The sequence below is a fragment of the Limnovirga soli genome (assembly GCF_013106755.1).
In the GTDB taxonomy this organism is placed as follows: Bacteria; Bacteroidota; Bacteroidia; order Chitinophagales; family Chitinophagaceae; genus Limnovirga; species Limnovirga soli.
In genome coordinates, this window is the sequence record NZ_WHPF01000003.1 from 377764 (window position 1) to 395680 (window position 17917).

11 protein-coding genes and 3 tRNA genes are annotated in these 17917 nt (G+C 38.0%); 9 read left to right on the top strand and 5 right to left on the bottom strand.

From position 1 onward, the window contains the following. Window positions 1–217 precede the first annotated feature (217 nt). On the top strand, window positions 218–1318 hold the full coding sequence (locus tag GD597_RS05390; protein WP_171606794.1) for a dipeptidase: 1101 nt from the start codon (window positions 218–220) through the stop codon (window positions 1316–1318). Window positions 1319–1482: 164 nt separating this feature from the next. Here GD597_RS05390 and GD597_RS05395 read toward each other — a convergent pair whose 3' ends face one another. The 3 genes from GD597_RS05395 to GD597_RS05405 form a co-directional block, all read right to left on the bottom strand. Continuing rightward, window positions 1483–1905, bottom strand: coding sequence for a response regulator (locus tag GD597_RS05395; RefSeq protein ID WP_171606795.1), 423 nt, complete (start codon window positions 1903–1905; stop codon window positions 1483–1485). A 102-nt stretch (window positions 1906–2007) separates the two neighbouring features. Next, the gene (locus GD597_RS05400) at window positions 2008–2445 is read right to left on the bottom strand and encodes a response regulator (RefSeq protein WP_171606796.1); all 438 of its coding nucleotides are present in this window, start codon (window positions 2443–2445) and stop codon (window positions 2008–2010) included. Between the two features lie 4 nt (window positions 2446–2449). Further along, window positions 2450–9511, bottom strand: coding sequence for a PAS domain S-box protein (locus GD597_RS05405; RefSeq protein ID WP_171606797.1), 7062 nt, complete (start codon window positions 9509–9511; stop codon window positions 2450–2452). 624 nt (window positions 9512–10135) lie between these two features. Here GD597_RS05405 and GD597_RS05410 point away from each other — a divergent pair. Next, window positions 10136–11074 carry a sugar phosphate isomerase/epimerase family protein gene (locus GD597_RS05410; protein WP_171606798.1) on the top strand — a complete coding sequence of 313 codons (939 nt, stop codon included), beginning with the start codon at window positions 10136–10138 and terminating at the stop codon, window positions 11072–11074. Between the two features lie 156 nt (window positions 11075–11230). Here the strand turns inward: GD597_RS05410 and GD597_RS05415 are convergent. Next, window positions 11231–11304, bottom strand: a tRNA-Asp gene (locus GD597_RS05415). Between the two features lie 132 nt (window positions 11305–11436). Here GD597_RS05415 and GD597_RS05420 point away from each other — a divergent pair. The 3 genes from GD597_RS05420 to GD597_RS05430 all read left to right on the top strand — a co-directional run bounded on the left by GD597_RS05420 (window position 11437) and on the right by GD597_RS05430 (window position 14843). After that, window positions 11437–12432: an acetyl-CoA carboxylase carboxyltransferase subunit alpha gene (locus tag GD597_RS05420; RefSeq protein WP_171606799.1), complete on the top strand. Its 996-nt coding sequence runs from the start codon at window positions 11437–11439 to the stop codon at window positions 12430–12432. A gap of 154 nt (window positions 12433–12586) precedes the next feature. Continuing rightward, window positions 12587–13468 (top strand): 4-hydroxy-tetrahydrodipicolinate synthase, encoded by an 882-nt coding sequence (dapA, locus tag GD597_RS05425; RefSeq protein ID WP_171606800.1) that lies wholly within the window; start codon window positions 12587–12589, stop codon window positions 13466–13468. 241 nt (window positions 13469–13709) lie between these two features. Then, window positions 13710–14843, top strand: coding sequence for an alpha/beta hydrolase (locus GD597_RS05430; RefSeq protein WP_171606801.1), 1134 nt, complete (start codon window positions 13710–13712; stop codon window positions 14841–14843). Between the two features lie 100 nt (window positions 14844–14943). Here GD597_RS05430 and GD597_RS05435 read toward each other — a convergent pair whose 3' ends face one another. Further along, window positions 14944–15846, bottom strand: coding sequence for a ribonuclease Z (locus tag GD597_RS05435; protein ID WP_171606802.1), 903 nt, complete (start codon window positions 15844–15846; stop codon window positions 14944–14946). Between the two features lie 206 nt (window positions 15847–16052). On the opposite strand from GD597_RS05435, the gene GD597_RS05440 reads away from it, so the two are divergent. From GD597_RS05440 to GD597_RS05455, 4 genes are all read left to right on the top strand, one after another. Further along, a complete protein-coding gene (locus tag GD597_RS05440) occupies window positions 16053–17081 on the top strand; it encodes a glycosyltransferase family 2 protein (RefSeq protein ID WP_171606803.1) in 1029 nt (342 codons plus the stop codon). A 43-nt stretch (window positions 17082–17124) separates the two neighbouring features. Beyond that, the gene (locus tag GD597_RS05445) at window positions 17125–17328 is read left to right on the top strand and encodes a hypothetical protein (protein ID WP_171606804.1); all 204 of its coding nucleotides are present in this window, start codon (window positions 17125–17127) and stop codon (window positions 17326–17328) included. An 81-nt stretch (window positions 17329–17409) separates the two neighbouring features. Further along, window positions 17410–17485, top strand: a tRNA-Gly gene (locus GD597_RS05450). A 42-nt stretch (window positions 17486–17527) separates the two neighbouring features. Further along, window positions 17528–17614, top strand: a tRNA-Leu gene (locus GD597_RS05455). Window positions 17615–17917: the final 303 nt, after the last annotated feature.

A 17917-nucleotide genomic window follows, 5' to 3' on the forward strand; every position in this document is an offset into this window, starting at 1 on the left:
GTTTTGGCCGGGCAATAGAACAGGTATTATACCCGGTTGCGTCGCACTCTTGTACGTTCTGCACCTTGCGGAGCTTAAAGATGCAAGCTGTTTGCTTTTAGCCAATAGCTATTTTGTTTTAACAGCTGCATATGGTTATGCAGTACAAGAGTGCGACGCAAGCGGTGCCAAATGCATGCTACTATGCCTGGTACATAAAAAATAAATATTTGCTCCTATGTTTACAATAGATGCGCATTTAGATTTAGCTACCAACGCCATTACTTTAAACAGAGATCTTACCAAACCGGTTCATGAAATTAGGGCCAGGGAAAAACAATTAAACTGGACAGATACCCAGGACCGCGGCAATGGAACCGTAGCATTACCTGAACTGCGTAAAGGCCATATAGGTTTGGTGGTGGCTACCATTATATCCAGGTTTTCTGCATCGGGTAATGCATTGCCAACGCTTAATTTGCCGGGCTGGCACTCACCTGCACAAGCCTATGCTTACGGGCAGGCTCAATTGGCCTGGTATCGCATAATGGAAGATATGGGAGAGATGGTTCAAATTACCCACTGGCAGGCTGTAGAGCAGCACCTGGCTTTGTGGGAAAACAACGAAATACCCAATGACAAAAAGCCGATTGGTTATATTTTAAGCCTGGAAGGGGCCGACTCAATTATTAACCTTAACTACCTGCATATCTATTATGCACAAGGGTTAAGGGCTATTGGCCCTGCGCATTTTGGCCCTGGGAGGTATGCGGCAGGCACCCATGCAGATGGTAGCGGATTAACGGCAATGGGTAAAGATTTGTTGCGTGAAATGGATGACCTGAACATAATATTGGATGCTACCCATTTGGATGATAAAGGCTTTTTTGAAGCCATGGATATTTTTAATGGCACGGTTTGGGCCAGTCACCAAAACTGCCGTGCATTGGTGCCGGGCGAAAGACAATTTAGCAATGAACAATTGCAACTGATTATTGAACGCGATGGTGTTATTGGCGGGGCATTGGATACCTGGATGTTATACCCCGAATTTGAAATGGGGCATCATAACCCGCAGCAATTGGGTATTAATCTGGAGAAGCTGTCAGATCATTTTGATCATATTTGTCAGCTGGCCGGCAATTGCAGGCATATTGGTTTTGGCACCGATTTAGACGGCCTGTTTGGCACCGAACAAACACCCTATGATATGGATACGATTGCCGATATAGCGAAGTTTACAGATATACTTACCCGCCGAGGTTATACAAGCGAAAACATACAAAATATTTTTTCGGGTAATTGGTTGCGGCTGCTTAAACGTACATGGGTAAGGTAGGGTAATTCGTTATTATAAAGCAGCATAATTATTGGGTAGTTTTATATAATATAGCAACTGCTTATGAGTGTTTAAGTATTTATTGGCCGGGCAGTTGTTTTTAATGCAGCTTTACTTGCGTCGCACACTTCAGGGTTTGGTTATTATGGAAGCAATAAAGGCAGTTATACAAAATACTGTTGTAGTGCGGGATTGGTTTTTAATTTTTCCAGAATTTCTGTACTTAAAGGTTTGGGTATAAAGTTAAGTACCAGTGGATGCACCTCGGCTCTATATTTGTCTTCGGGTTTTATAGAAGAAGTAACTACAATCACATTCATAGCGTTTAACCGTACTTTATTTTTTTCAGTCAAATAATCCAGAAAGGCCCAACCATTTAAACCGGGCATATTAATATCAAGGAATATCAAATCGGGGTATCTTCTTTGTTCATTTGATAATTTGGACTGCTCCTCAAAATAATCTATTGATTCTTTTCCATCATAAGCTTTTACAAGCTTGGTGCAAAAAAAATTATCCTCAAACAAATATTCATATAACATTTGAGTTATATCGTCATCGTCAATTGACATAACAATAGGAATCATAACTTATGTCAATTTAAGTTGGTTAAATACAATTGATTAAACATAAATTCCGGTTTCTCAAGAAATATTGGCATCAAATTTCATCTCCTATCTTAGAAGAAGCTAATCAATATTACCCGTTAAAAAATAGGGTTTTATCTCTTCTATATTTTTCAGGTCATCTAAAATTTCCTGCACCAGTGGCTTGCTGATAAATTTAATTACCAGTGGGTGTTCCTCCGCCCTAACCCTGTCGGATGGGTTTACAGAGGAGGATAACACAATTACTTTCACCTGGGTAACAAAAAAATCAGCTTTATTTTCCAGATAATCTAAAAAGGCCCATCCATTTACTACGGGCATATTCAGGTCTAAAAAAATTACATCCGGCAATTCTCTTTCTTCATAGGGCAATTGAAACTGATTTTCAAAATATTCAAGCCCTTCTTTACCATTTATAGCCGTTACGAGCTTTGCACAAAATTGCGTGTCTTCAAATACGAATTCCAGTAACATGCGTGTCATGTCATCATCGTCAATACACATTACAAAGGGTACCATTTTTTTAGAGTTGTTTTTTAAAGGTGATGGTAAACGTTGTGCCCTTGTCTACTTCACTGTCTACGTTAATTTTTCCGCCAAGGGCCGTTATTTGTGAGTGGATTAAATGCAGTCCAAATCCCCTTCCTTCCTTGTGTATATGAAAGCGCTGGTGCAGGCCAAAAATATGTTCTTTGGCATATTTCATATCAATACCCAGTCCGTTATCGCTAATGATAAGTTGGGTGGCGCCCCGGTGCAGGGTTGTGTAAATTTTTATAGTTGGTTTTCGGTTGGGGCTGGCAAATTTAATGGCATTTGTTATCAGGTGGTGCATAATGCTTTCCATAAAAAAGCCATTAAACTTAACAAATTCTGCCTCTCTGAAATTGGTTTCTATGGTTGTATTTGAATCTAAAACACTTTGCTTTAACGATAAAATTACCCTATTGTAAATTTCGTTAAAGTTAATTAAGGAAAGTGCTTCTTTATTTTTTGCGTCTTTAATCACCAGTATATTAATCAGGTCTGATAAGGTTTCATTTAGCTGGTTGGTAGATGTTTTAAAGCCGGCTACTAATTTCTTTGTTCTTTCGTGGGTAATATTATCCAGGTTTATTAATTGCACCATGGCCAATAAATTGGTTAATGGTGCCCTTAAATTATGTGAGGTAACATATGAAAACTGTTTTAGGTCTTCATTGTTTGTTTTCAGTTCTTCCATTACCAGATTTCTTTGGTCTTCAAACTCTTTGCGCTGCGTAATATCTTTGGCGGCAGCATAAATTACATTTTCACTAACCAATCCAATGCACGACCAGGAAAGCCATTTTAATTGCCCGTTTTTGGTAATAAATCGTATTTCAAATTCATTTATACTTGACCCACTAATTAATTTGCCTATTGCATTTTCAGCATCAATCCAATCTTCAGGGTGCACAAATTCTATAAAAGGAATAGAAATAAGTTCTTCGTTCGAGTATCCTAGTAAACGTGTAAAGGAAGGATTCACCTTTTTAAAATAGCCATCAAATCCGGCAATGGCTAAAAAGTTAGGAGCCAGGTTAAAGAAATTGTCTAATTCCTCCTCTGTTTTTTTCTTTTGAATACTATTGCCCATCTCCATGCTAAGCTTAAACCAAAAACCACCACTTAACTGGTTACTGGTAAACGGTTTAGCGGCAAAAAAAGTAAGTATCGCTATTACCTCATTTTTAAAGAAAACCGGTAAAGCCATCGCACTTGAATAACCAGCAGCTTTTACTATATCTTTTTGTACCAGAGGTGCATCCTGTAAGTCTTTCCAATAAATCATTTCCTTTCTTTCCCATGCTGCACCTGGCAAACCCAAACCTTTAATATTTAGTTTCTTTTCCAGTTGGTCCTGTTTAAAAGCCTCGTAATCTGCTCTTATTGGGAATTCTGCTTTTAGCATCAGGCTGGTGTTATCTATTGATAAACTCCAGGCCTCGGCATAATTAAAATTAAAATGGGTGTTAACTGAGGCAATTAAACCGGTAAGGGCTTCTTTCATTGTATCAGCCTCGTTAAAATTTACCAGTAAATTATACATTAACTGGTCTTCCAGTTCAGCCTGTTTTTGGGCTGTTATATCCAGTAATATGCCAATAAATACAATTTCATCCTCCTGTACCACCGGAGTAGCTTTGCCATTAAACCATTTTATTACCCCATTGTCTCCCATCAATTGTCCATCATATTCCCAATTAGACAAGTCTTGCACACATAGGGCAATTGAGTTAAAGAATTTTTCTTTATTGATAAAATTTACATGATCAAAACAGTGTGGTGTATTTAAAGGCAATTCCAAATCAAATACCTCACGCATACGATGGCTTACATAGGAGAAATAAAAGCTTTTATCCTTTTTTACATGAAATCTGAAAACCACACCAGGAGAGTTTTGCACCAGGGAACTAAAAGTTTGTTCGCTTTTAATTAGTTCCATATCGGCATTCTTCCTTTCTGTTATATTGGTATTGGTAAACGCAATTCCGGTTACTTCACCTTCATTATTGGTAATAGGGCTAAATTTACAATGCCACCAGGTGAAACGCATATCATCATAAGGTGCAAATACTATTTCCTGTACGTTCTCCCCTTTTAATGCGGCATTACATGCTTTTTTAAATTTTTCCTGCATGGATGGCAAAATATAATCCAGCATTTTATCACCTTCATGTACTTCTCTCAAAACAAATTTTTCTGCAAAAGACGCCGCTACTTTGTTAAAGGCCAGAATATTTAGTTTTAGGTCTAATAAAACAATGATATCATTAGAGCTTTTAAAATAGGCGCTTAATTTTTGTTCTTGTTCCTGAATGGCCAGTTCCTGCTTTTTTTGCTCCGAGATATTTGTATCAGTAAATGCTACTCCAATAATCTCACCGGCAGCATTTTTCATTGGAGTGAATTTTGAATGCCACCACCTGTAATTTTCGTCTTCAAATGGTACCTGCATTTCTTCCTCAAAATCTTCACCGGAAATGGCAATGCCAAAGGCAGATTGAAATGCTTCAATGGTTGCCGGATGCAGGTAGTTTACAACAGTATCACCGATAGTAACCTGTTTTTGCAGGAAATTTTGTGCAAATTGCTCTGCCATGCCATTATAAGCAAGTATTCTCATATCCGGTGCCAGCAAAACAACAATATCAGATCCGCTATTAAAAAATGCTGCCAGCTTTTGCTCATATTCCTCCAGTGCCCTTTCTTTTTGTTTGGTTTCAGTAACATTGGTGTCAACAAAAGCTACCCCAAATATGGTTCCCTCTTTGCTTTTTATGGGCATAAACTTGCCATGCCACCAACTATGTTTTTCACCTTTAAATGGAGTGAAGACGGTTTCTTCAATTGTTTCTCCATTTAATGCAATCCTGAAGTTTTTACTAAAGCTATCATGGGTATCAACAGGCATATATTCCAGTATATTATCACCCGCTTCTATATTTCTATTCAAAAATGCAGACACAAAATCCTTTAATAATTTATTATATGCCAGTATCCTCATATCTGGCCCCAGTAATACAATAATATCATTGGTACTATTAAAGAATGCATCCAGTTTTTGCTGGTATTCTTTAATAGATTCTTCCTGCATTTTTCGTTCAGTTATATCCTGCAACATGCCATAAAGCCGCACCGGTTCATTATTTACCATTTCCATATTGCCTTTGGCTCGTAACCAAATTTCGGTTCCTTTGGCAGTGGTTAATGCCAATTCCAAATCAAATGGGGCACCGTGCTCTATCGCATTTGCAAAAGCCTGTTTTATTTTATCTCTGCATTCTCCGTCCTTATAAGAATTCATCACAAAATCCAGTGTGGGAACAAAATCCTGAGGCACTTCATGTAACATTTTTGTCATGGGAGTCCATGAAATTGTTTTAGTTGCCAGATCGTATTCCCATCCGCCTAACCTTGCTACTTTAGCAGTTTCCCTTAAAAAGTCTTCTGCCCTTTTTCTTTCTGTTATATCAATAACAGTACCCAGGTACCCTTCCAGATTGCCTTTTGCATCTTTAATGACAGATATGGTTAATAAGCCGGTGAAATAAGTACCATCCTTCTTAATAAATGTAAATTCATTGGGCGTATAAATACCTAACCGGGCCTCATAAGTTACTATATCAAAACCTTCAATAGCTGTATTGTATTTGGCAGATAATTTCTGACCTCTTTTTATTAATTCATCTAAAATATGAAAGCTAACAGATGTATTGCCAATTAGTTCTGGTAATTCATATCCAAACAATGTTTTAATACCGGTATTGGCCGAAATGATATTGCCATAAATATCAGTACCCAACATGCCAATTTCGGAGGAGGCATTGAATAGGGTATTTAGGTAAGCCGCATCTTTTAGTAATTTATCCTGTGCATATTTTAATGCAGTTATATCAATGGCAACCCCTAAGAATCCTATTGGATGCCCATTTTCATCCGGAATTACTGAAACTGTTTTTAATATGGTGAGTGTAGATCCATCTTTACGGGTATAGGTCCACTCGTTTATGCCTTTAAGCCCATGTAATGGCTCCCAGGAAAACACTTCAAAGCCTTCAATAGGGGTATTGTATTTGGCGGATAGCTCTTTACCTTTTTCAATCATTTCACTTTCCAAATGAAACGTTGCCGGTGAAATACCTTTTACTTCATCAAAGCTATAACCCAGCATATGCTCCGCCCCAATATTGAAAGAAGTAATTTTTCCTTCTAAATCGGTGGCCACCATGGTGATTTCTGTGGAGGAATTAAAAAGTGCATTTAAATAGGCTGCATCTTTTTGCAGTTTATGTTGCGCATTTTTTAAGGCGGAAATATCAACGGCTACACCTAAAAATCCAATAACCTTACCATTTTCATCTGGTATGGCAGATATGGTTAAAAGAATAGATATTGTTGATCCGTCTTTTTTAACATAGGTCCACTCATTTACACATTTTTTGCCATGTATAGGCTCCCAGCTAAATACTTCAAACCCTTCAATAGTAGTATTGTATTGTGCAGATAATTCTTTGCCCTTTTCCAATATTTCGCTTTCTACCAAAAATGCAGCAGGCGACAAGCCTTTTACTTCTTCAAAACGGTAACCCAATATATTTTCAGCGCCGTTATTAAAGGAAGTAATTTGACCGTTTAAATCAGTCGCAATCATCGCAATATCGGTAGAGGCATTAAACAAAGCATTTAAATAAGCTGCATCTTTTTGCAGTTTTATGGATGCTTCTTTTCTGGCATTAATATTTCTGATAAATAAGGAAATATGATCCGGACTAGGATAAATGGCAATTTCCTGCCATGATTTTGTTCTTTCTGAATACTCTTCTAAAAAAAGATTTTTTTGATTTTTAAAAGCAATCTTTAATTGCTTATAGGAGACCCTGGTGCCGGATTCAGGGAATAATTGTTCTATACTTTTACCATTAAAATCTTTTTGTTGCAGCCCGGCCATAGCTGCCGCTTCGGGGTTGGCAAAAACAATTTTGAAATCACTATCAATTAACAAAAATGCTTCCCCTAAATGCTCCATTACATCCTCCAGCAAGGCTGTTTTTTCTTTCAATAGATCTTCAGCTCGTTTTCTGCTGCTGATATCCCTCATACAAACTGCTGCCCCCTTTATCTGATGGCCCTTATAAATAGGATTAAAAGTTATTTCCAACCAGTATTCTTTTTGAGCGATAGTTGCTGGTATTAATAATTCTTTTGTAAAACTTTCGCCATGCAACACACGGTCATATAATTCCTTAAATATATGATAGTTTACTGCATCCATTTCCTCAGGTACCAATACCAAATCGCCAATTTTTTTTGCCTTACCATAAATGGTTTTGGTGGCATGGTAATAGGTGGTATTGGCAGAAATTAAATGAAAATTGGTGTCTACACTAAAAATAATATCGGTGGTATTATTAATTAGGGCTGCAGTATTCTGTTGTTCAAAAGCTAGCTGTTGCTCCGCTTTTTTCCGGGCAGTAATATCGCTTATCCAAACGGCACAGCCCGTAATAGAACCATTATCTATAATGGGATTAAAAACTGCATTGCCCCAGCTTTCAGCACCTAAAAAACTGGCAGGAAAAAATAATTCTTCAGAAAAACTTTCACCTATAAAAGCACTTTGGTAATGTTGGTAAAGTTGGGCAAAAATGCCAGTTTCCAGATTTTCACCTTCCAGTATATAATCACCCGTTTGTTTGGGTTTGCCAAAAAGTTGGGTAGTTACTTTTTCAAAGGTGGTATTGGCACTTAGAATTCTAAAATTAGTGTCAATACTATAAATAATATCGTTGGTGTTATTTATTATGGCAGCTGTATTTTTTTGTATAAAAGCCAGTTCGTTTTCTTTTTTTAATAAAGCATTAAACATGGCCTTTTGGGCAGTTACATCTGTCAAACATACTGCAACACCAATAACTTCTTTATTGGTAATAATGGGGTTCCAGGTTATATTGGCACAATATTCACGTTGTAAAAAATTGGAGGGAAAAATAATTTCTTCCTTTATGGTTTCGCCTGCAAGTGCCCTGTAAAAATAGCTCTTCATTTTTTCCAACAGGGCATCTCCCATATTATTACCCTCTAAAATTTTCTCTCCTATGTGTCTTGGCCGGCCTAGGGCTATTTCGGCATTTTTAAAAAAAGCTTCATTGGCAGTTAACAGCCTTAATTCCCTATCAACACTGTACATAACATCATCAATATTATTTATCAGTGCATAGTTTTGGCTTTGTTCAAATTGTAGTTTTTCTTCCTGTTGTTTAAGTGGGGTAATATCTTCACCATAGGTTAATAGAGAAATTAAATTGCCAGATTCATCTTTTTGAACAGAATGGTGCCATTTGCAGTATTTTACCCCGCCATCTTTTGTATAATTTCTATGATAAACCATCGGATATTCGGAAGGGTTTTCAATTATCAAATCAAGCTTAGCTTTTAGCCCTTCCAAATCGTCTGCATATACAAATTTGAAATCAAAAAAGGACTTACCTATCACTTCTTTGGCTGTCCACCCAAATATTTTTTCTGATTGGCCTTCCCAGCTTTTTATAAAGCCACCGGGCCCCCATTCTACAATGGCAAATGGCGAGTTATGTTGGTGAAATTTTTGTCTGTTTTGGGTTAATAAAGTGGTTATGCGGGTTAATATTAATTGGCAAATATGTTTTGCCAATTTGGTAAATCTTTGCTGGTTTTCTGTGTTGCAATCCTTTTCTGTATAACCCGCTATAAATACTACACCATTAACCTGACCATCAAATAGTAGTACAGGAATACCCGCATAAATATAATTTCCTGCTGTGGTATGTTTTGCTTTTGCAGCCGGCGTTAGGTTATAATGAAATGTCTGTTGTTCTAATGTAAAGGAGCAACAATCCAGTAGGTTAGTATTGGTTTCGGAGGGGCTATTGTCGGTGTACCACCAGTCTCCGGTAGTAGTTTTTATTAAAAACCGGGCATTGTAGCCCGGCAATAAATTACAGTTATCAGAAAATAATGCATTTATTTCCTTTATGGTATTATCCTCCATTAAATGAAGCTGCCTGTAATAGGAAATATTCATCGTACTTGTTTGCTGTTTTGATATGGCTTTTGTGGAGGTCAACCTTACAAGTCTTTAGGTAAATGGATTATGCAACTATAAAAATAGTTAACAATTGTTAGTATTTGCATGATATTTATCATTCAAATACTGGCTATTTATCTGCATTGTTCAATTTATCTAAGCCTTTCAATGTTTAACGCTTTATTAATATTACTAAAAAATATTTTATGTTCTTGAAATATTTTTTACCATCATATATAAATTATATTTAATACATTTTTTTGTTAGCCGGCTTTTACACTTTGGGCAGCTGCTCTTGCCACGCTCGGTTCAAGGTTCTGTTTTCATGGCAACAGGCTTTTTGGGTTGATTGTTTATTTTAAGTCAATAGTTTTATGCATTTCGTATTATATTAACCCTAAATATTCATTCCATTGATGCCCATAGGTTGGTGCGTACAAGTGAGTGACACAAGCGGCGATGCCATAAAATACCAGCGTGGGCAAACAAATATTTATGATCATAATTGTATTTGCTACATAATTTATAAAACAGTAAATGGCAATTATATAAGCGTTTATCATTATTTAAAATCAGAACTTTAAAAATTAGTTATCTTGATTTTTATATAAATCATTCACCATGATCAACAGACGAACCTTGCTTGCATTATCCGGTTCAGCTTTAGGCGCTACCTTTTTGCCGGTATCTTTTGTACGCGCTGCAACAACTGTAAACGGGCCCTTTAGATTTTGCCTTAATACCAGTACCATTAGCGGTCAACAGCCCGGTTTGGTGGGCTATATAAACATTGCAGCCAAAGCCGGATACGATGGATTGGAACTTTGGATAAATGATATTACTGATTACCTGAATCAGGGCAATACCCTTGAAACTTTGGCCGGTATAATACGGTCGAAAGGGCTTGTGGTAGAAAATGCCATTAGTTTTACCAGCTGGATGGCAGCCGATGCCACCAAACGAAATGAAGGGCTGGCCCAATTAGAAAATGAAATGAAAATGATGGCCGTACTTGGCTGCCATCGTATTGCTGCTCCGCCAATGGGCGTAGAACAGGGTGCGCCACTTAATATTGAAGAAGCCGCAGCCCACTACCGCGATGTTTTAAACCTTGGCCGAAAATATAATGTAATGCCCTTGCTGGAATTTTGGGGCGCCTCGGGTACACTGTATAATTTTAGCCAGGCCTTGTCTATAGCCGCCGCTGCAAATGATGCAGATGCCCGTATTTTGCCCGATGTGTACCATCTTTTTCGGGGAGGATCAGGATTCAATGGTTTGCAACTGGTAAATGGAAAAGTAATTGACGTGATCCATATGAATGATTACCCCGCCAATAAACCGGTAAACGAACAAACTGATAGCGACAGGGTATATCCCGGCGATGGAGTGGCCCCTTTAAAGCAAATACTTCGCGACTTAAAGGCAATGGGTGGCACTAAAGTGCTTTCTCTGGAATTATTTAATGAAACCTATTGGAAAGAAGATGCCTTATCCGTAGCAACTACCGGTTTGCGCAAAATGCAGTTATTGGTAAAAGAAGTGCTGCAGGACAAATAATGGTAAAAAATAAACTTTTATTTGGAGTTTGATTAATCGGGTTTGATTTTTATCGGCTTTTGGAGTTAAAACCAAAACTGTCATTGTTTTGAAATAGGATTGTTTGCAATAAAAAAAGGCTTGTAAATTTTTACAAGCCTTTTTTCTTAAATTCTGCGGACCGGACGGGACTCGAACCCGCGACCTCCGCCGTGACAGGGCGGCATTCTAACCAACTGAACTACCGATCCGTTCCTTAAACTTTACCAGGGGTATCGTTTTTTGGGATGGCAAAGATAAGGGGAAACAGTTTTTATAAACAAAACTTTTCTGTAAAATTTTTGAAACACTAATTTTACAGTTCAGCTTTATATATTCGCACTATGCCACAATACCCAAATAGACAATTTCTCGATTTTGAACAGCCTATCAAAGAGCTGTACGAACATATTGAAGAAAATAAAAAGCTTGCAGAAAAAAATGCCAAGGTAGATTATCGTGGTATTATTCAGCAGCTGGAAGATTCTATTGTAGATAAACGCAAAGAAATAACACAGCATTTAACTCCCTGGCAAAGGGTACAGCTAAGTCGCCACCCCGATAGGCCTTATACACTGAAGTATATAGAAAACATGACTACCAACTTTGTAGAATTACATGGCGATAGAAATGTAAAAGACGATAAAGCAATGGTAGGCGGTTTTGCCGATTTAGATGGCCAAACGGTCATGTTTATAGGTCAGCAAAAAGGTATTAATACCAAGGCAAGGCAATTGCGCAACTTTGGTATGGCCAATCCCGAAGGCTATCGTAAAGCCTTACGTTTAATGCGTTTGGCCGAAAAATTTAATAAACCCGTAGTTACGCTAATCGATACCCCGGGTGCTTTTCCCGGTTTGGAAGCCGAAGAGCGTGGTCAGGGTGAAGCCATCGCACGGAATATTTACGAAATGATACGCCTAAAAGTGCCGATAATCGTTGTAATTATTGGCGAAGGCGCCAGTGGCGGCGCGTTGGGCATTGGAGTAGGTGATAAGGTGCTAATGATGGAAAACACATGGTACACCGTAATTTCACCGGAAAGTTGTAGCTCCATTCTATGGCGCTCATGGGATAAGAAAGAAGTGGCTGCAGAACAATTGCGTTTAACCTCGCTGGATATGAAAAGCTTTGGTTTGGTAGATGAAATTGTTCCGGAGCCCCTAGGCGGTGCACATTGGGATTATGTTGAATCTGCCAATATTCTTAAAAGCTATATTTTAAAGTCTATCGAAGAATTTAAGCAATATACGCCCGAACAACGTATGAATATGCGTATTGAAAAATTCGGTAAAATGGGCTTTTGGGACGAGGTGGAAGAAACCGAAGAAATGCAATAAAATTGTTTGCCAGACTATAAAAAAGGTGGCAGCTTTACTTGCGTCGCACACTTGTACAACATAGCTATATGCAGCTGTATACTAAGGTTACAAAATCCATTTGCTACAAAACAATATCTATTGTCTTTTAATCATTAATAACCCAATAATTTCAATGTCTTCTCTCCGTAATCAGTTAAAAGGAACAGGTGTGGCGCTAATAACGCCATTTACATCCAATGGCGATGTGGATTATCCTGCTTTGGAAAAATTAATACACTATACCATAAGTGGTGGAGTAGAATACCTGGTAACCCTGGGTACAACCGGTGAAACCCCCACTTTAAGTAAACAGGAGAAGAAAGATATAGTACAATTTACATTTGCAACCGTTAATAAACAGGTGCCTGTAGTAGTTGGTATTGGGGGCAATAATACAAGAGAAATAATTGAAGAGCTTGGCACCTTCCCATTAGATGAAGCTGTAGCGGTTTTAAGCGCAGCACCCTATTATAGCAAACCTTCTCAGGAGGGTATTTACCAGCATTACAAGGCATTGGCTGCAGCATCGCCAAAGCCAATATTGTTATATAATGTACCGGGCCGTACCGGCAGAAATGTAGAAGCAGCCACTACATTGCGTTTGGCGCATGAAGTAGAAAATATTGCTGGTATTAAGGAAGCTGGTAATAATATGGTGCAGGTAATGCATATTTTAAAAGACAGGCCAAAAAGTTTTTTGGTGGTAAGTGGAGATGATGATCTGGTTATGCCTCAACTGGCTTGTGGTATTGATGGGGTAATAAGCGTGGCTGCCAACTGTTTCCCCAGAAATTTTTCTGAGATGGTAAGAGCCGGTCTGGATTTTGATTTTGCAGCTGCCAAATTGTTAAACGATCCTATGCTGGAAGTATATAACCTTTTATTTGCAGAAAATAACCCCGCCGGTGTAAAAGCATTTTTAACTGAACTGGGTATTATTCAAAATAATCTTCGTTTGCCTTTGGTACCGTTAAGCGAAGCTTTGTATGAAAAGGTAAGGCTTTACCTGTCGTAATACACAAGAAAGTATGTTTATGAGAATAAGGCCTGCAACTGCGGGCTTTTTTATTGTAAGCTGCTATGGCATTCGAAACCTGAAGAGTGCGACGCAAGTAAAGTTGCATAAAGTACTATAGCTGGGTGCATAAACCCCGCAATGTTGGTTGGTATTTGCAAAATATATATACTGCGTTAATAAAATTTGAAAGCTGAGTTTTCTTGAAGAAAAGGTGTACATATTCCTGTATTTTTATTGCATGAAGTACTTACTGCCATTAGTGTTTGGTTTTATTATCTCAATTGCTGCACATGCACAGTTTACCGTTCGTGTTATTGTTACAGAAGTGGCTACGCAAAAAGGCGATGACCTTTATATAGCTGGTGATTTTAATAAATGGAACCCCGGCGATTATAATTTTAAAATGAAAGTGTTTGGTCCCACCAGAAAATTGTATGTGTTTAAAGATATACCTGCCGGTGAGTTTACCTTCAAAATAACCAGGGGAAGTTGGGAAAAAGTAGAAACTGCCGCCAATGGTAGCGATTTGGAAAATCATGTTATTGAGGTGAGTGGCGATACTTCTGTTGCTTATTCAATTGCCGGGTGGAAAGATAATTTTCCGGATAAACCCAAGCCAAATACTGCCAGCGCAAATGTGCAGGTGTTGGATACCGCTTTTCTTATGCCTCAGTTGAACCGTAGCCGGAAAATATGGGTGTATTTACCTGCCAGTTATACAGCTTTAAAAGGCAAAACTTACCCCGTAATTTATATGCAGGACGCACAAAATTTATTTAACGAGCAAACGGCTCCTTTTGGCGAGTGGGGTGTTGATGAATGTTTAGATAGCCTGCAAAAGCAATTAAACAAAGAATATATCATTGTTGGCATTGACAATGGCGGTGAAAAACGTACAAATGAATATAACCCCTACGATAACGAAAAATATGGAAAAGGCGAGGGGAGTGCTTATGTGGATTTTATAGTGCAAACGCTAAAACCTTTTATTGATAAGCGTTTTAGAACGCAAAAAGATGTTGCGCATACCACTGTTGCGGGTAGCAGTATGGGTGGTTTAATTGCCCTGTATGCTGTGGTAAAATATCCTGATGTTTTTGGTAGTGCCGGGGTTTTTTCGCCCTCATTATGGCTGGCCCCACGCATTTTTGAAGACGTACAAAAAACTGTTTTTAAAACCAATCACCAGTTTTTTTTGTATGCCGGCGGCAAGGAAAGTGATGATATGATACCCGATTTAAGGCATTTGGAAAATTTGCTAAAGGCAAATAAACTCAACGAAATAACTACAATTGAAGCGCCACTTGGGCAACACAATGAAAAATATTGGCGTATGTATTTTGATGATTTTTATAGGTCACTAAAAATGTAGGGAGAAGCTTTTTTGCCCGGCAGTAGCACTACCAGCAACGCCTCTTGCGTCGCACTCTTCATCGGTTAGATCAAGGCCCGGCAATAGTAAAAGCTAATTGTTATACCAGAAAAGTAACCCCTTCAATGGCAAGTTGCGTATTGGCAAAAACCTCTTTTGTTTCGATAAGAAATTCATCCAGCTTTTCGTACTTGCTGCTAAAATGGCCTATTAATAGTTTTTCGCAATTGGCCAGTTTTGCAATTTTTCCGGCTTGCACGGTGGTGCTGTGAAAGCGGAGTGCAGCCCTTTCTTCTAAATCTTTCAAATAGGTGGTTTCGTGATACACCATCGTGGCATTTTGAAAATGGCTGGCTATATTTTCCTGGTACAGGGTATCAGCACAATAGGCATAACTTTTGGGCGTCTTTCCGGGCAGGGTAAGGAGTTCATTTTTAATAGTTTCACCTTCATTGGTAATAATATCTTCTCCCATTTTTATTTTGTCAAAGGCGGTTACCGGTATATTGTATTGGGTAATTTTATTTTTATCAATTTTGCGGGGTTTGTTTTTTTCTTTTATTAAAAAACCCCAGCAGTCTATCCTGTGCTGTACAGGGAAACAGGTAACACTAAATTTATCTTCTTCTACAATTATCCCTTCTGCAGGTAAAGAATGAAAATGTAAGGTAAATGGCAATTTGGTGTTGGCAGCTTCAAATTGCAAATTAAGTATTTGCTGCAGTGCAGATGGGGCATAAATATGTAAATCTGCTTCGCGGCTCATTAACCCGTAACTGTTAATAAGGCCTGGCAATCCAAAATAATGGTCGCCATGTAAATGAGAAATGAAGATATGATTGATTTTACTACGCCTTATTTTATACTGACTAAGTTGCATTTGAGTGCCTTCGCCACAGTCAATTAAAAGCAGCTGATCGTTAAGCGTAACTATTTGCGCAGTGGGATGCCGGTCGAAAACAGGCAGGGCAGAATTATTACCAAGAATTGTTACGCCAAACATGTTAAAAGCTTTAAAACAATTGTACTTTAAATAAAAAATAGATTGCAGTAAAATAAGTTTGCATGGTTGTTGAAATTTTTAACAACAAAACATACCTATAAATATACGTAATTCAATGGGTGAAACCTGATCTTAATAGATTGATTTTGGAAATCTTTTTATTAATCTTGCAGTTGCATACCTGTTATCATTTTAAACCACAAGTTTTGAATAAACCATTAGTAGCTGTAGTTATTTTAAATTACAATGGCAGAAATTACCTTCAGCAATTTTTGCCATCGGTAATAGCAGGTACTTATGGGCATATGCGTATCATTGTTGCAGATAATGGCTCTACGGATGATTCAGTGGCTTTTGTAAAAGCCAATTTTAAAGAAGTTGAATTATTGTTGTTGGCAGAAAACTATGGATTTGCAGGTGGATATAACAGGGCACTTGCCAATATCGAGGCAGATTATTTTGTTTTACTAAATTCCGATGTAGAGGTGTTACCAGGTTGGATAGAGCCGGTGATAACTTTAATGGAGAAAAATTTACAGGTAGCGGCATGTCAGCCTAAAATATTATCCTTTCATAATAAAGAGCAATTTGAATATGCGGGTGCTGCAGGCGGTTGGTTAGATGTATTGGGCTATCCCTTTTCACGAGGCAGGGTTTTTGATGATTGTGAATGGGATACCCACCAATTTGATGATGTTACCAATATTTTTTGGGCTACAGGTGCGGCTTTATTTATTAGGGCAAATGTTTTTAAAGAAGCAAATGGGTTTTATGAATTTTTCTTTGCGCATATGGAGGAAATAGATCTTTGCTGGCGTTTGCAAAATATGGGATATCAAATTTCTTATTGTCCGCATTCTATTGTATACCATGTTGGGGGTGGGACACTACCTAAAGGCAATAGCAGAAAAGTGTTTCTGAATTTCAGGAATAATTTGATTATGCTACAAAAGAACCTGCCTTTGAGCGAATCATTATGGAAGCTTCCGTTGCGATTTGGTTTGGATGCGTTGTTTGCATGGAAAAACCTTTTAAGTGGAAATAGTGTAGCTTTTATGGCGGTGATAAAAGCACATATGGCTTTTATAAAATGGTTTATAGTATTGAGGGAAAAGAGTACGATAGAGAGAAAACCCATGAAAACCCTCGATGGTGTTTATAGTGGACTAATTATTTGGGACTATTTTATCCACAAGCGAAAGCGTTTTTTTGAAATTGTTAAAAAGAACTTGTAATTATTTACTATAGCCCCTATTTTTGCACAGCAATAATAAAAATATGGCACACGAAATCGAAAATACGAAAGACAAAGAATTTGGTTATAACTGGGTTACTTCTTCCCGGTTTCTTTTCTATGTGCAGGTGTTAATACTGGTGGCTTTAACTTTGGGCGGGTGTTTTCAACTATATCAACATAGATATAAGGGTAAGCCCGACGTTGAAGTTCCCGGAAATACTTTGTATACGCCACAGTATAAATAAAAAAGTAGAAAAAAATTTTGTAGTGTGAGTGAGTTGCTTATTTTTGCACTCCCAAATCAAAAACAGATCTTACAGGAACAAGCGAAAGTAGCTCATTTGGTAGAGCACAACCTTGCCAAGGTTGGGGTGGCCGGTTCGAGCCCGGTCTTTCGCTCCAAGAATGATCCCGCTTTTATTGCGGGATTTTTTTTCAGGGGCTGCCCTGGTGGTGGAACTGGTAGACACGCAGGACTTAAAATCCTGTTCGCCGCAAACGCGAGTGCGGGTTCAAGTCCCGCCTGGGGCACTTGATTAACAAGCAGTTACGAAGTAAAATTCGTAGCTGCTTGTTTATTTTGAAAATCATTCGACAACATTTCAATTATGAGTGTGGTGTTCACCTAATCTATTAAATTTTATACCCCGGTAATCATAAGGGAAAGCACGAGGAGTATCAGCAAAATGGTTATCATTTTTACAAAGGGATTATCATAGTTGCCATTACCTGATAATTTCATCTCAATGATTATGACGTTGAAGTTAGATACGGCCACTTTTTTGCAATGTTATGTTTTACACCGGCCGCAATTCATGCTTCGGTATTTCCTAT